The 13,045-nt window shown below is 71.7% G+C and carries 14 protein-coding genes; 8 read left to right on the forward strand and 6 right to left on the reverse strand.

The annotated features are described in order from the left end of the window. Window positions 1–123: 123 nt before the first annotated feature. Complete coding sequence (locus IE311_RS29365; protein ID WP_189834914.1) at window positions 124–405, reverse strand: heavy-metal-associated domain-containing protein; 282 nt, start codon at window positions 403–405, stop codon at window positions 124–126. Between the two features lie 198 nt (window positions 406–603). On the opposite strand from IE311_RS29365, the gene IE311_RS29370 reads away from it, so the two are divergent. After that, complete coding sequence (locus IE311_RS29370; RefSeq protein WP_189834863.1) at window positions 604–1,596, forward strand: hypothetical protein; 993 nt, start codon at window positions 604–606, stop codon at window positions 1,594–1,596. 15 nt (window positions 1,597–1,611) lie between these two features. On the opposite strand, the gene IE311_RS29375 is transcribed toward IE311_RS29370, so the two are convergent. After that, a complete protein-coding gene (locus IE311_RS29375; protein WP_189834864.1) occupies window positions 1,612–3,612 on the reverse strand; it encodes a zinc ribbon domain-containing protein in 2,001 nt (666 codons plus the stop codon). Window positions 3,613–3,855: 243 nt separating this feature from the next. Between IE311_RS29375 and IE311_RS29380 the strand changes: the two genes are divergently transcribed. Continuing rightward, entirely contained in the window at window positions 3,856–4,554 is a 699-nt protein-coding gene (locus IE311_RS29380; RefSeq protein WP_189834865.1) for a copper homeostasis protein CutC, read from the forward strand. Window positions 4,555–4,699: 145 nt separating this feature from the next. Next, window positions 4,700–5,614 (forward strand): aminoglycoside phosphotransferase family protein, encoded by a 915-nt coding sequence (locus IE311_RS29385; RefSeq protein ID WP_189834866.1) that lies wholly within the window; start codon window positions 4,700–4,702, stop codon window positions 5,612–5,614. A 20-nt stretch (window positions 5,615–5,634) separates the two neighbouring features. On the opposite strand, the gene IE311_RS29390 is transcribed toward IE311_RS29385, so the two are convergent. From IE311_RS29390 to IE311_RS29400, 3 genes are all read right to left on the reverse strand, one after another. Next, on the reverse strand, window positions 5,635–6,207 hold the full coding sequence (locus IE311_RS29390) for a dihydrofolate reductase family protein (protein WP_189834867.1): 573 nt from the start codon (window positions 6,205–6,207) through the stop codon (window positions 5,635–5,637). An 88-nt stretch (window positions 6,208–6,295) separates the two neighbouring features. Further along, window positions 6,296–6,727 carry a VOC family protein gene (locus tag IE311_RS29395; protein ID WP_189834868.1) on the reverse strand — a complete coding sequence of 144 codons (432 nt, stop codon included), beginning with the start codon at window positions 6,725–6,727 and terminating at the stop codon, window positions 6,296–6,298. Then, entirely contained in the window at window positions 6,724–8,751 is a 2,028-nt protein-coding gene (locus tag IE311_RS29400) for a HelD family protein (protein ID WP_189834915.1), read from the reverse strand. The genes IE311_RS29395 and IE311_RS29400 overlap by 4 nt, the downstream gene beginning before the upstream one ends. 283 nt (window positions 8,752–9,034) lie before the next feature. Here IE311_RS29400 and IE311_RS29405 point away from each other — a divergent pair, with 283 nt between their 5' ends. Beyond that, window positions 9,035–9,223 carry a hypothetical protein gene (locus IE311_RS29405; RefSeq protein ID WP_189834869.1) on the forward strand — a complete coding sequence of 63 codons (189 nt, stop codon included), beginning with the start codon at window positions 9,035–9,037 and terminating at the stop codon, window positions 9,221–9,223. A 48-nt stretch (window positions 9,224–9,271) separates the two neighbouring features. Continuing rightward, complete coding sequence (locus IE311_RS29410; RefSeq protein WP_189834870.1) at window positions 9,272–9,580, forward strand: hypothetical protein; 309 nt, start codon at window positions 9,272–9,274, stop codon at window positions 9,578–9,580. 48 nt (window positions 9,581–9,628) lie between these two features. Here IE311_RS29410 and IE311_RS29415 read toward each other — a convergent pair whose 3' ends face one another. Beyond that, complete coding sequence (locus tag IE311_RS29415) at window positions 9,629–11,269, reverse strand: DNA repair helicase XPB (RefSeq protein WP_189834871.1); 1,641 nt, start codon at window positions 11,267–11,269, stop codon at window positions 9,629–9,631. Window positions 11,270–11,430: 161 nt separating this feature from the next. Here IE311_RS29415 and IE311_RS29420 point away from each other — a divergent pair, with 161 nt between their 5' ends. From IE311_RS29420 to IE311_RS29430, 3 genes are all read left to right on the forward strand, one after another. Further along, on the forward strand, window positions 11,431–11,763 hold the full coding sequence (locus IE311_RS29420) for a metalloregulator ArsR/SmtB family transcription factor (RefSeq protein WP_189834872.1): 333 nt from the start codon (window positions 11,431–11,433) through the stop codon (window positions 11,761–11,763). After that, window positions 11,760–12,503 carry a DUF2071 domain-containing protein gene (locus IE311_RS29425; RefSeq protein ID WP_189834873.1) on the forward strand — a complete coding sequence of 248 codons (744 nt, stop codon included), beginning with the start codon at window positions 11,760–11,762 and terminating at the stop codon, window positions 12,501–12,503. Before IE311_RS29420 ends, IE311_RS29425 begins: the two co-directional genes overlap by 4 nt. A 114-nt stretch (window positions 12,504–12,617) precedes the next feature. Further along, entirely contained in the window at window positions 12,618–13,034 is a 417-nt protein-coding gene (locus IE311_RS29430) for a hypothetical protein (protein ID WP_189834874.1), read from the forward strand. Window positions 13,035–13,045: the final 11 nt, after the last annotated feature.

Consider the following 13,045-nt stretch of genomic DNA (forward strand, 5'->3'; position numbering starts at 1 on the left):
CGGGGCCCGGTCTCGCGGGCGGGCCCCGGCGGCCGAGGCAGTGCGGGCGGTGGTCGCCGGGCCGGGCGGACCGCGGGTACCGGGACGGGGGACGCCGGTGGGTGCGGTCGGCCCGGCGGTGGATCAGGCGCGGCCGGTGAGCTCGTAGCCCGCGTCGTCCACCGCGGCGGTGATCGCCGCGTCGTCGGGCGCGCCGCCCGTGGTCACGGTCACCAGGCCGCCGGCGACGTCGACGTCCACGGAGATGACGCCGTCGAGCGCGCCGACGGACTTGGTGATCGCGGTCTTGCAGTGTCCGCAGGTCATGCCGGAGACGGCGTAGACCGTGACGGTGCTGTCGGCGACCGCGACGGCGGTGGTCTCCGTGGTCGAGCAGCTGTTGTCGGGGGTGCAGCAGGAGCCCATGGCTTCCTCCTCGGTCGGTTCCACTCGGGTTTTCCGGCGACCGGATACCCTCGGGGGGTATTCGGTTATGAGTCCATGTATACCCCCCTCCCGTATCTCGCGCAAGCAGTTCCGGTGACTTGACTTGATACCCCCCAGGGGTATGGTGAGGTGCATCGAACGGTTACCCGCGCCACCCACACGTACGGGAGAGCAGCCATGAACACCGGAGTGAAGATCACTGCCTTTGCCGCCGCGCTCGCCGCGACCTTCGGGACCGCGTACGGGGTCGGCAAGGGGGTCGGCCCCGTCGGGGAGCCGGCGCGGGCCGGGCACGGCGAGCACGCCGCCGCCCAGCCGGAGAAGGAGAGGAAGGGGGAGGGCGCGCACGCGGGTCACGGGGAGGGCGCCGCCGAGGGGAGCGCCCCCGCCGCCGAGCTCCCCGGGGGACTCCAGGTCTCCGAGGGCGGCTACACCCTGGCCATGGAGACCCCCGTGCCCGCCGCGGGGAAGAGCGTCCTGAAGTTCTCGATCAAGGACGCGAGCGGCCGGAAGGTCACCGCCTTCACCACCGAGCACGGCAAGGAACTGCACTTCATCGTCGCCTCGCGCGACCTCAACACCTTCCGCCATCTGCACCCGGTGAAGGCGGCCGACGGCACCTGGACGACCCCCGTCGACCTCCCCGCCGCGGGCGGCTACAAGGCCTTCGCCGACTTCAAGCCGGCCGCGCCCGGGGCCAAGGGCATCACCCTCGGTGTCGACCTCTCCGTACCGGGGGCGTACACGCCGAAGCCGCTGCCCGCCATCGCGCCGACCTCCACCGTCGACGGCTACCAGGTCCGCCTCGGCGGCACCCTGAACCCCGGCAGGGCCGGCGAACTCCGTCTCACCGTCACCAGGGGCGGGAAGCCCGTCACCGACCTGGAGCCCTATCTCGGCGCGTACGGTCACCTGGTCGCCCTGCGCGACGGCGACCTCGCCTACCTCCATGTGCATCCGAACGAGGGCGGCCCCGGCCCCGACGTCTCCTTCACGGCGACGGCACCCAGCCCGGGCACGTACCGTTTGTTCCTCGACTTCCAGCACGAGGGCACGGTGCGCACGGCCGCCTTCACGGTCACGACCGGCGGCGCCGCGGCACCGGCGAAGGCGCCCGTCCCCGCGGCCGGTGAGGCCACGCACGATGCGGGAGACCACGCGCACGGCTAAGTCTTGATCCGCAGTTCACCAGAGGGTGAGTTGTGGACTGCACGCGGTGCGGTGCCCGGGCTTTCCGGCGTGGCCACGAGGTCGTGACTCATCCGGGGCTGCTCGGTTCCGCTGTCCCGCGGTTCGGGGAGCAGAGGTCTCACGGCGTTGCCGTGGGACTGCCACGCGACCCGGCCGCCAGGGCGGTTTCGGGCTCGGTGTGGTTGACTCCCGCAGCGCTACTTCCAGCGCTTCTGAGTATGTGATCTGGGCGTTTCTGGATGCGGTGGTGTCCAGGTACGCGGTCCTGGGGTCGTCCGGGTCGTTGAAGCGGACGAACGCGGCCAGGGCGGCGGATACGAGGTCACGCTTGCCGACCAAGCCGCAACCGGTGCACTTGTGCTCGCGGTCGCGCAGGCTCTTGCGTGCTCGCCGGCCGCAGAGGCAGTGCTGCGACAGGGCCGTTGACCAGGTGGATGCCCGTACGAGTCGCCCGCCTGCTGCCTTGCACTCAACATCCAGGGCGGCGATGAGCATGCCTGGTGTCGTCCGGGAGAGGCGTTTGCCCCACAGCCGGTACCAGGTGCGGATGTCGCAGTCCTCCACGACCAGCACGGGGCCGTGAGCGGCAATGATCTCCCGCGCCACCATACGGGCACGGTGGCGGCGGCGCTCGGCAGCCGAAGCAGCGGCCTCGGCCTGCCGGCCGCGCTGCTGACGGTAATGGGCGGACAGCCGGTCACGGCGAAACGCCTGCTTCGGCTTCCCGTCCGACCGCACTGCCCTGGCACCGCCGGGCACGGTCACCAGCTTGGGCTCCTGTCCCTTGGCCGCGCGACGCTCGGCACGTACGGTCTGTTTTTTCGACCATGCGTACTGCGCGATGTTCGTTGCCCTGCGGGAGCGCTCCAGAGCCCGCGCCCGGCCCCGTCGCTTCTTCGCTTCCTTCTCCAACCGGGCGCGCTCGGCGTCGGTGAGCGCGATCTCGGTGGATACGGGGACGCCCCCGTCGAGCTGAGCGGGGAAGGAGACGATCGACAGGTTGGAGACGTTCCCGTCCACCCCGCCGATCCGGCCGAGCCGGACGGCCTTGTGGCGCATCTCCCGTACGGCCGGAGAGGAGTAGCCGAGGCCCAGAACCATCAGGTGTGCCTCGTATGCCCAGCCGCCTGGCGCGGATGCCTTCCGACGACGGACGAGGTCGACTTTGTGCCAGCGGCCGGGGTTGTCGAGGAAGTGCTGTACGCGCTCCCGCTGTCCCGCGCCCTGCGCAATGCGGACGGGGAGAACAAGGTCACCCCGGCGGCTGCCGGGGCCTCCGGCGAACACCACGGCGAGCGGACCGGTGTGGTCCCACCAATTCGCATTCCGCATCCCAGGCTTGCCCGAGGCGGTCAGCCTGCCCGTGGGGACACGTCCCTCGGGAACAGCGGGCTTCGGCATGCGGCGGGGCTGCATCAGCGCTTGCCGACCGCCGTCGGCATAGGCCATGACGTGCCCATGGACAGTGCCGACGAGGCGGAAGGTCTCCCATTTGTTCTCGGCGGTGTGTGAGCGGGCGCGGCCCGGAATTCGAGTGAAGTCGTGCCGATGACCGGCCCTCGGCCGTCCGGAGCGGTGGCCGGTGGCGTCGGGGAACAGATGCCGGGAGACGCCGTTCCACACCTCGTCGGCGATGTGCATCGCGAGGGCCTTGGTGGCGTGGTGCTTCAAGTGGCCGGAGTCTTCGAGGTGCTTGTACGCACACCGCTCCAGCGCTTCACGGGACAGGCCGAGGCGTTGCCTTACATCCTTCCCGCCCTGTTTGTCACGCGTGCGGTGCGCGGCCCAGTAGGCGTCGACCTTGGCGCGAGCGTCCCGCTGGACGGCGCTCTTGATCGACCACATCGCCCCGAACAGTCGCTCCAGCCGGGCCAAATCGGAGGGGTCGGAGACGGCCAGCGAGAGCACCATCACCGAGACGGCCCCATGGTCGGGTTTGGTCCACTTGGGGGCCTTGTTCTTCCCCCGAAACCTCGACGTCTGGGCAGTCTGCATCACTGTCACCCCCCGTAACCGAATTAGCTGACGGGCAACACGCTACGTGAGTAGTTCGGCTGTGGCATGGTGAATGAGATCTCTGGTTTCGAACGTGGCCGAAGGTGGCGGTTGACTCCAGGCTGCCGTCCAGCACACCAACAGAGATCGATGCCTTCCGACCGCGGCTCCGCTCGGGACGAGTCTTATAGGCTGGCCATTGGACTAGACCTGTAGAGACGTATTCATGGAGGAATGGGCTCGATGAGCAACCGTGCAGTCCTTGAGGTGATCGCCCTCGACGAGGAAGACGCGGTCGCTGCCCAGACCGGCGGCGCCGACCGGCTCGAACTCGTCACCGACATGGCGGCGGACGGGCTCACCCCGTCCCGGACCGGCTTCACCGCCATCCGTGCCGCCGTCGACATCCCGCTGCGCGTGATGCTCCGCCTCTCCGACGGATTCGCGGCCGGCGGCCCCCAGGGCGTCGACGCCCTCGTGGCCCGCGCCACCGAACTCCGGGAGGCGGGCGCCGACGAGTTCGTCCTGGGCTTCCTCACCGCGGACGGCGAGCCCGACCTCGTGGCCGTCGAGCGGCTCATCGCCGTCCTCGACGGCTGCCGCTGGACCTTCCACCGGGCGATCGACCGCACCGCCGACCGCGACGGACTGCGCAAGCGGCTCGCCGACCTCCCCGGCCTCGACACCTACCTCACGGCCGGCGCCGCCACCGGCGTCGACGACGGCCTGGCCACCCTGGCGGCCGAGGCCGCCCGCACGGGCGAGCCGGGCTACGAGGCCCAGATCCTCGTCGGCGGCGGCCTGCGCCTCGACCACCTCCCCGGACTGCGGGCGGCCGGCCTCGACGCCTTCCACATCGGCGGCGCGGCCCGCCCCCAGGGCTGGGCGGCCCCGGTCTCGGCGTCCGCGGTCCGGACGTGGCGCGAGGCGCTGGACGCGTAGGTCGTCCCTTCCGGAGAGCCTTCCGGGCGCGGGCGGTCACCTCACGGGGCCGCCCGCTCCAGGGCCGCCCGCTCCGGGGCCGCGTGCGGCGGAGGCCGGGAAAACACGTGGCCCGGGGCGAGGAGTGATCGTTAGCCTCCCCGGTATGGCAGCCACCCCGATGCAACCCGGCGAACTCGACATCGACCCCGCGCTCGTCGAAGGCCTCGTCGCAGAGCGCTTCCCCGCGTGGGCGGCCCTGCCGGTCCGGGCCGTGGCCTCGGCCGGCACGGACAACGCGATGTTCCGGCTCGGCGACGACCTCGTCGTACGGCTGCCCCGCGTCCCGTACGCGGCCCGCCAGATCGACAAGGAACAGCGCTGGCTGCCGCTGCTCGGCCCGCACCTGCCGCTGGACGTCCCCGTCCCGGTGGGACGGGCCGCGGCCGGCCCGGACTTCCCGTTGCCCTGGTCCGTCTACCGCTGGCTCGACGGGGACGACACGTACAACGCCCCGCTCACCGATCTCGCCCACGCCGCCGTCGAGTTGGGCCGATTCGGCGCCGTCCTGCGCACCCTCGACGCGAGCGAAGGGCCCGCCTCCTTCCGGGGCGGCCCGGTCACGTCGTGGGAGGACGGCAACCTGCCGGGCGCGGTCCGCGACCTCGGGGCCGAGGGCCTGGTCGACGCGGAGCTCGCCACCGCCTCCTGGGAGGCGGTCCTGCGGCTCCCCCGGTGGGAGGGAGCGCCCGTCTGGATCCACGGCGACCTGCTGCCGGGCAATCTGCTCGGCCGCGAGGGCCGTCTCAGCGCCGTCATCGACTTCGGCGGTGTCGGTACGGGCGACCCGGCCTGCGACATGATGCCCGCCTGGACCCTGTTCACCGCCGACACCCGTCCCCTCTTCCGCGAGGCCGCGCGGGTCGACGACGCGACCTGGGCGCGCGGGCGGGGCTGGGCCCTGGCCTGGGGCCTGGTGACCGAGCACTACTACCGCGACACGAACCCGGTGCTCGCGGCCGTCGCCCGCCGCACCCGCACCGAGGCGCTCGCGGAGTACGCGGAAGCGGTCACGTCCTGACGGACGAGGCCGATCCCGCCTCAGCGGACGACGTCGAACACGTTCTTCTGGATCCCGTTGGAGTACGCCTCGTGCTCGACGAGCTTCAGCTTCTGCGTGTCCTTGTCCGTCTCGCTGAACAGGCGCTTGCCCGCGCCGAGCAGCAGCGGGAAGACGAGCAGGTGGTACCGGTCGATCAGACCGGCGTCCGACAGCGCGCGGTTCAGCGAGGCGCTGCCGTGCATGATGATCGGGCCGCCCTCGGTCTCCTTCAGCGCGGCGACCTCGTCGAGCGAGCGCAGGATCGTGATCTCGCCCCAGTTGTCCACCAGGTCGTCCTCGGTGAGCGTCGTGGACACCACGTACTTCGGCAGCGTCCGGTAGCGGGCGAAGTCCTCCATGTCCGGCCAGACCGCGCTGAACGCCTCGTAGCTGGCCCGGCCGAGCAGCATCGCGCCGGCCTCCTCCTGCTCCTGGCCCTTCAGGGCGTACGCCTCCGGAACGAAGTCCATCTCCTTGAAGGTCCAGCCCGAGTTCCGGTAGCCGGGCTCGCCGCCGGGGGCCTCCACGACACCGTCGAGCGAGACGAAGGCGGAGCTGATCAGAGTACGCATCTGGGGTCTCCCGCAAGGTTCATGACGACTGCTCAGCCCTGACGCTCAGCAGCGGGTACAACCTATAGACCGGCGCTCCCGAAGAAACTCATCGGTCGCCGGCCGATCGGTCCGCGTCGCCCTCCGGCGCGGCGACGAGCTCCACCTCGAACCCGTCGGCGTTCTCCAGATAGGCCGCGTAGACGCCCTCGCCTCCCGCGTACGGGTGACGGTCGGCGAACAGCAGCCGCCAGCCGTGCGCCGGCGCGGCGTCCACGAGCGCGTCGACGGCGGACCGGTCGCCCGCGTGGAAGGCGAGATGGTTCAGGCCGGGCCTCAGCCGGTCGTGCCGGTCCGACGTGCGGGCCGGGGACCGCTCGACGACGAGGTAGAAGGAGTCGAGCGCCCAGCTGCGACCGCCCTCCCAGCGCTGGAAGGGCCGGTACCCGAGGGCGCCGAGGAGCCAGCCGAAACTGTCCTCGGCCACGGCGAGATCCCCCACCCACACCTCGACGTGGTGCGGCGCGCCGGGTCGGCTCACACCTGCTCCAACTGCGGTGGAACGGGGGCGGAGTGGAGGACGGTCAGCCCGGACACGGCACGGGTCAGCGCCACGTACAGCCGACGCAGACCGGTCCGCTCGTCGGGTTCGCCGTCGACGACCGCCGCCGGCTCGTCCAGGACCACGTAGTCGTACTCCAGACCCTTCGCGAGCGAGGCCGGGACCAGGGTCAGACGGGACTCGGCCGTCGTCTCCTCGCCGGGGGAGAGGTACGCGAGCCCGGCGGCCGTCAGCGCCTCCGCGAGCGGGGCGATCCGTGCGTCGGCGGCGATCAGCCCGATGGAGCCCTCGTGGGCGAGTGCCTCGGCGCAGGCCGCGACGACGTCCCCGTCCAGGGTGTCCGTGTGCCGGATCTCCAGCGAGCCGGGGTTCTCCCGCACCGACTCCACCGCCGCGAGCCCCGGCGACATGTGCGGCAGGAGCCGCGAGGCGTACGCGATCACCTCGCGCGGCACGCGGAAACCGGCGGTCAGCTCCTCCACCACCGCCTCCGGCTTCCCGAGGTGCCCGAGCGCCTCCGCCCAGCTCGTCGTCGCCCACGGGGTCGTCCCCTGCGCGAGGTCGCCGAGGATCGTCGCCGAGCCGGTCGTGCAGCGCCTGCCCACCGCCCGGTACTGCATCGGGGACAGGTCCTGCGCCTCGTCGAGGACGACGTGGCCGAGCGAATGCGTCCGCTCCACCAGGTCGTGTGCCTCGTCGACGAGGACCGCGTCCGCCGCCGACCACTTCGCCGTCCTCACGCTCCGGGCGGGCTTCGCCCAGAGCAGCAGCTTCTGCTCGTCCTCGGTGAACAGTCCCTCGGCGTGCTCCGCGAGGAACTCCGCGTCGCTCAGCAGCCGGAGCACCAGCTTCGCCGGCTCCACCGGCGGCCAGCACTCCTTCACGACCGCCTTCACGGCGGTGTTCCGCGCGACCGCGTTCTGCACCCGGTCGTCGGGGGCTTCGCCCGCCTGCTCCATCCGGACCAGGACCGCGTGCGCGATGCGCTGCGGAAGGGCCTCGCGGGCGGCCCCGTACCGGATGTCGCGGTCGATCAACTCCTGGACGATCTCTTCGAGTTCGTACGCGGGTACCCGCCAGCGGCGCGAACCGCGCACCACCATGAGGGACTCCTTCGGCAGCGCCACGTGCGAACGCACCGCCCGTCGCAGCAGCTCCGCCATCCGGGCGTCGCCCTTGAGGACGGCGGTGGCGGCCTCGTCCGCGCCCCGCACCTCGACCTGCCCGCCGACGAGATCGTCGACGGTGGCCTGCTTGACCTCCAGCTCGCCGAGTGCGGGCAGGACCTGCTCGATGTAGTGCAGGAAGGACCGGTTGGGGCCGATGACCAGGGTTCCGGTCCGGGCGAGCCGCTCGCGGTGCGCGTACAGCAGGTAGGCGACACGGTGCAGACCGACGGCGGTCTTACCGGTACCGGGTCCCCCCTGCACGCACACGGTCCCGGAGAGATCGGAGCGGACGATCCCGTCCTGCTCCGGCTGGATCGTGGCGACGATGTCCCGCATCGGGCCGACACGCGGCCGTTCGATCTCCGCCTGGAGCAGCCGGCTGGTCCGTTCGAGCTCCTCGGGGTCGGAGAGGTGCTCGTCCTCGTACGCGGTGAGCTCGCCGCCCGTGTACCCGAAGCGCCGGCGCAGGCCGACGTCCTGCGGGTCCTTCTTCGACGCCTGGTAGTACGGCTGCGAGACCGGTGCGCGCCAGTCGATCACCATCGGGTCGCCGCCGGCGTCGTGCACGTGCCGCCGCCCGATGTAGAAGCGCTGCCCCTCCTGCGTGGTGTGCAGATAGTCGAGCCGCCCGAAGAACAGCGGGGTGTGGGACAGGTCGGCGAGCGCCTTGATGCGGTCCTCGATCTGCCGGCCCAGCACCACCGCGTTGACCCAGTTCGCGGTGACGTCCTTGATGTCGAGCGCCTCCACGTCCTCGCGCATCGCGCGCAGGGCGGCGCGGGAGGAGGTCAGATGGGCGCGTTCGCGAGCGAGCGGATCGTCGGACGCGGGCACGGACACGGACACGGTGGAGCCTCCGGGGCGAATGCGCGGATACGCGGCTACGTGGATACACGGACACGTCGAGGTGGCCGCCGGTTACCGACCGGGCGGCGGCTCTCCACGGAGGGAGGCGGGGAAGCTGGCGAGTGTAACTCCTGAGCGGACGCGGGGGCGAGCGGATTCCCCCGTGTCCACCCCGTAGGGGACGGGGTCCGTCTCACGTCGGACCCGGACGCGCCCCCGGTTCACCCCCGAGAGCGATGTGTTCGGAATGTCCGGATTCCATGATGGAGGCATGACCGCGACGACCTTCACCCTCGTGACCACCGTGACCCGCCCCCGTGTCCGCCCGCTGAACACCGCCCTGCGCGCGATACGTGCCTTCGGCGGCGCCGCGGCCGGCGTCGTCCTGCTCGGCGACTACGGCCCGCCGGAGGCCGGGATCAGGCACCCCCGCCCTGAGTACGCCCCCGGCCCCGACTGAGTACGGGAGCGTCTGCCGTCACGGGACCGGCCCTGATGTGATCGGCCCATGACGACGACGCCCCTCGACCCCACCGACGCTCCCGACCCCTACGCCCCGAGCCGCCGCGCCCTGCGGGTCGTCGCCGGGTGCGGATTCCTCCTGCTCGCGGCGTGCTTCGTCGCCACCGTCATGGTGGTGCTCCGCGACGCCGTCGAGGGAGACGGCGCCGCCAGGGGGTTCGTCACCGCGGCGTTCTGGACCCTGTTCCTGGGAGCCCTCTCGGGGGTGGCGGCCCTGATCGCACCCCGCAAGGGCCTGGTGATCGCCGAGTACGCCCTGGCGATCGTGGCCCCGGTCGTGGCGCTGATGGACTAGGAGACGGCGCCCCGGGACCGCGCCCCGGGACCGTGCTCCGGCACCGCGCTACGGCGCGAGCAGCTCGTCCGCGTCGACGATCCGGTACGCGTACCCCTGCTCGGCCAGGAACCGCTGCCGGTGCGCGGCGAAGTCCTGGTCGATGGTGTCCCGGGCGACCACCGAGTAGAAGTGCGCCTGGTGACCGTCGGACTTCGGCCGCAGTACCCGTCCGAGGCGCTGCGCCTCCTCCTGGCGGGACCCGAAGGTGCCCGACACCTGGATGGCGACGGTCGCCTCCGGCAGGTCGATGGAGAAGTTCGCGACCTTCGACACGACGAGCACGCTGATCTCGCCGGTGCGGAAGGCGTCGAAGAGCTTCTCGCGCTGGGCGTTCGAGGTCTCGCCCTTGATGACGGGCGCGTCCAGGTGCTCGCCGAGCTCGTCGAGCTGGTCGATGTACTGCCCGATGACGAGGATCTGCTGCCCCTCGAACTTCTTCACCAGGGCTTCGGTGACCTTCCGCTTCGTCGCGGTCGTGGCGCAGAAGCGGTACTTCTCCTCGGCCTCGGCGGTGGCGTAGGCGAGCCGCTCGGAGTCGGTCAGGTTGACCCGGACCTCGACGCAGTCGGCGGGCGCGATGTAGCCCTGCGCCTCGATCTCCTTCCACGGCGCGTCGAACCGCTTGGGCCCGATGAGCGAGAACACGTCGGACTCGCGCCCGTCCTCCCGGACGAGGGTCGCGGTGAGCCCGAGGCGCCGCCGGGCCTGCAGGTCGGCGGTGAACTTGAAGACGGGCGCGGGCAGCAGGTGCACCTCGTCGTAGACGATCAGCCCCCAGTCCCGGGAGTCGAACAGCTCCAGGTGCGGGTAGATGCCCTTCCGCTTGGTGGTGAGCACCTGGTACGTGGCGATGGTGACCGGCCGGATCTCCTTCTTCGTACCGCTGTACTCGCCGATCTCGTCCTCGGTCAGCGAGGTCCGCTTCACCAGCTCGTGCTTCCACTGGCGGGCGGAGACGGTGTTGGTGACGAGGATGAGCGTGGTCGCCTTGGCCTGAGCCATGGCACCCGCCCCGACCAGTGTCTTTCCGGCTCCGCAGGGCAGTACGACCACCCCGGAACCGCCGTGCCAGAACCCCTCGACGGCCTGCTTCTGGTACGGCCGCAGGGACCAGCCGTCCTCGGCGAGGTCGATGCGGTGCGCCTCGCCGTCGACGTAGCCGGCGAGGTCCTCGGCGGGCCAGCCCAGCTTGAGCAGGGTCTGCTTGATCTGCCCGCGCTCGGAGGGGTGCACGACGACGGTGTCGGCGTCGATCCGCTCCCCGACGAGCGGCTGAACCTTCCTCGACCGCAGGATCTCCTCGAGCACGGGCCGGTCCGTGCTGGTGAGGACGAGTCCGTGGGTGGGGTGCTTGGACAGCGTCAGCCGCCCGTACCGGGCCATGGTCTCGGCGATGTCGACGAGCAGCGCGTGCGGGACGGGATAGCGCGAGTACTCGACGAGCGCGTCGACGACCTGCTCGGCGTCGTGCCCGGCGGCCCGCGCGTTCCACAGGCCGAGCGGCGTCAGCCGGTACGTGTGGATGTGCTCGGGCGCCCGCTCCAGTTCCGCGAAGGGCGCGATGGCCCGCCGACAGGCGTCGGCGAGCTCGTGGTCGACCTCCAGGAGCAGCGTCTTGTCACTCTGGACGATAAGAGGTCCATTCACGTGATCAGGTCCTTCCGACACCGTGCCGTTCCCGTAACGGCCAATCCTCCAGTGTGCCTGACACGGGAGACGGCTGCGGCGCCGTGAGCCCTCCCGTCCGGGACGGGGGCCTGCCGCAAGGGGGGTTGTTAGATGCTTAGCTAAAATGCTAAATACATGCCATGACAGATGCTCAGGACGAGGCGGGGGCCTTCCGGGCGCTCGCCGATCCGACACGGCGCCAGATCCTCGAGGACCTCAGGGACGGTGAGCTGGCTGCCGGCGAGATCGCCGCCAGGTTCGCCATCAGCGCGCCCTCCATCTCACGACACCTCGGCGTGCTCAAGGGCGCCGGTCTGGTCACCGAGCGGCGTGACGGCAACCGGATCCTCTACACGCTGGCCGAGGAACGCCTGGCCCTGTGCATCGGTCGGTTCCTCAGCACCGTCTGCCCCGAGCAGATCGTGCTCCGCCACACCACCTGGCGCCCCCGGGCGCAGAGCGAGGGATCATGAGGCAGCCACGACTGTCCAGCGTCATCGAACGAAGACTGCTGGTGAACTACCGGGTCGACCCCGACGCCGCGGCACGCCTGCTCCCCGAGCCGCTGCGCCCGCAGGTGGTGCGCGGACACGCGGTCGCCGGCATCTGCCTCCTGCGCCTGGGAAAGGTCCGGCCGGTCTGGGCGCCCGAGGCGCTCGGGCCGAGGAGCGAGAACGCGGCGCATCGGATCGCCGTCGAATGGGACGGGCCGGACGGCGTCGAGACCGGCGTCTACATCCCCCGCCGTGACACGGCCTCGCGGCTCAACGCCTGGGCCGGAGGCCGCGTCTTCCCCGGTGAACACGGCCGCGCCGACTTCGAGGTGCACGAGACGCCCCACCGGACGCGGGTCGCCCTGGCGACCCGGGACGGCGACATCCGGGTGGACGTCACCGTCGAGCCGGCCGACGAACTGCACGGCAGCGAGCTGTTCCCCGATCTCGCGGCGGCCTCCCGTTTCTTCCGGGCGGGGGCGAAGGGCTTCTCGCCCACCGGCGCGGGCCACCTGGACGGCATGGAGCTCCACACCGACGCCTGGCACGTGGAGGCCGGCCGGGTCCGCGCCGCCGCGTCCTCCTTCTTCGACGACCCGGACCGCTTCCCGCCGGGGAGCGCGACCCTGGACTGCGCCCTGATCATGCGGAACGTGCCCGCCGACTGGCGGCCGCTCCCCGCGATGGCCACGGGGCGAGGCGCTCGACTCGCCGGCTGAGCGGCACGGACCGCACCCGGCCGCCCCTCCACGCGCCCCGCCTGAGTACCCGGCTCGCGCCGGATGAGTACCGGCGCGCTGGGGCCGGACCCGCCGGGCAGGTGGGATGGAAGCATGCCGAACAGCACCCGACGGCCCGCCGTCACCGCCGGAGCCCCCACCGCTGCCGCGTCCGCCACCCCCGCTGCCGGGCCGGCCGTCGCCGTCACGGCTCCCGGCGACGAGACGGACCCGCGGTGGTGGGTGGCGCCGCTCGCGGCGACGGTGGTCGCGCCTCTGCTGTCGTTCCTGGTGGCGGTGAGGGCGGACCTGTTCACCGCCCTCCCCGTCTTTCTGATCGGCGGCTTCGTCCTGCCCCTCGCGCTGGTCGTCCCGGGCTGGTGCCTCGCCCGGACGCGCCGACGCCGCCAGGCGCGGATCAATCTCGCCGCCCTCGCCTGCCTGCTCGCGGTGGCGTACCCGGCGCTGATCGGCGGCATCGGCGTGGCGATCTTCGTCGTCATGCTCCTGACGGGGAACATCCACTCCTGACGGCCCGCCCC

This window comes from Streptomyces zaomyceticus, from assembly GCF_014656215.1.
GTDB lineage: Bacteria > Actinomycetota > Actinomycetes > Streptomycetales > Streptomycetaceae > Streptomyces > Streptomyces zaomyceticus.

Excerpts from the sequence above, each read along its gene's own strand:
- IE311_RS29365 (WP_189834914.1), bottom strand. The coding sequence starts at position 405 with ATGGGCTCCTGCTGCACCCCCGACAACAGCTGCTCGACCACGGAGACC.
- IE311_RS29370 (WP_189834863.1), top strand. The coding sequence starts at position 604 with ATGAACACCGGAGTGAAGATCACTGCCTTTGCCGCCGCGCTCGCCGCG.
- IE311_RS29375 (WP_189834864.1), bottom strand. The coding sequence starts at position 3,612 with ATGCAGACTGCCCAGACGTCGAGGTTTCGGGGGAAGAACAAGGCCCCC.
- IE311_RS29380 (WP_189834865.1), top strand. The coding sequence starts at position 3,856 with ATGAGCAACCGTGCAGTCCTTGAGGTGATCGCCCTCGACGAGGAAGAC.
- IE311_RS29385 (WP_189834866.1), top strand. The coding sequence starts at position 4,700 with ATGGCAGCCACCCCGATGCAACCCGGCGAACTCGACATCGACCCCGCG.
- IE311_RS29390 (WP_189834867.1), bottom strand. The coding sequence starts at position 6,207 with ATGCGTACTCTGATCAGCTCCGCCTTCGTCTCGCTCGACGGTGTCGTG.
- IE311_RS29405 (WP_189834869.1), top strand. The coding sequence starts at position 9,035 with ATGACCGCGACGACCTTCACCCTCGTGACCACCGTGACCCGCCCCCGT.
- IE311_RS29410 (WP_189834870.1), top strand. The coding sequence starts at position 9,272 with ATGACGACGACGCCCCTCGACCCCACCGACGCTCCCGACCCCTACGCC.
- IE311_RS29420 (WP_189834872.1), top strand. The coding sequence starts at position 11,431 with ATGACAGATGCTCAGGACGAGGCGGGGGCCTTCCGGGCGCTCGCCGAT.
- IE311_RS29425 (WP_189834873.1), top strand. The coding sequence starts at position 11,760 with ATGAGGCAGCCACGACTGTCCAGCGTCATCGAACGAAGACTGCTGGTG.
- IE311_RS29430 (WP_189834874.1), top strand. The coding sequence starts at position 12,618 with ATGCCGAACAGCACCCGACGGCCCGCCGTCACCGCCGGAGCCCCCACC.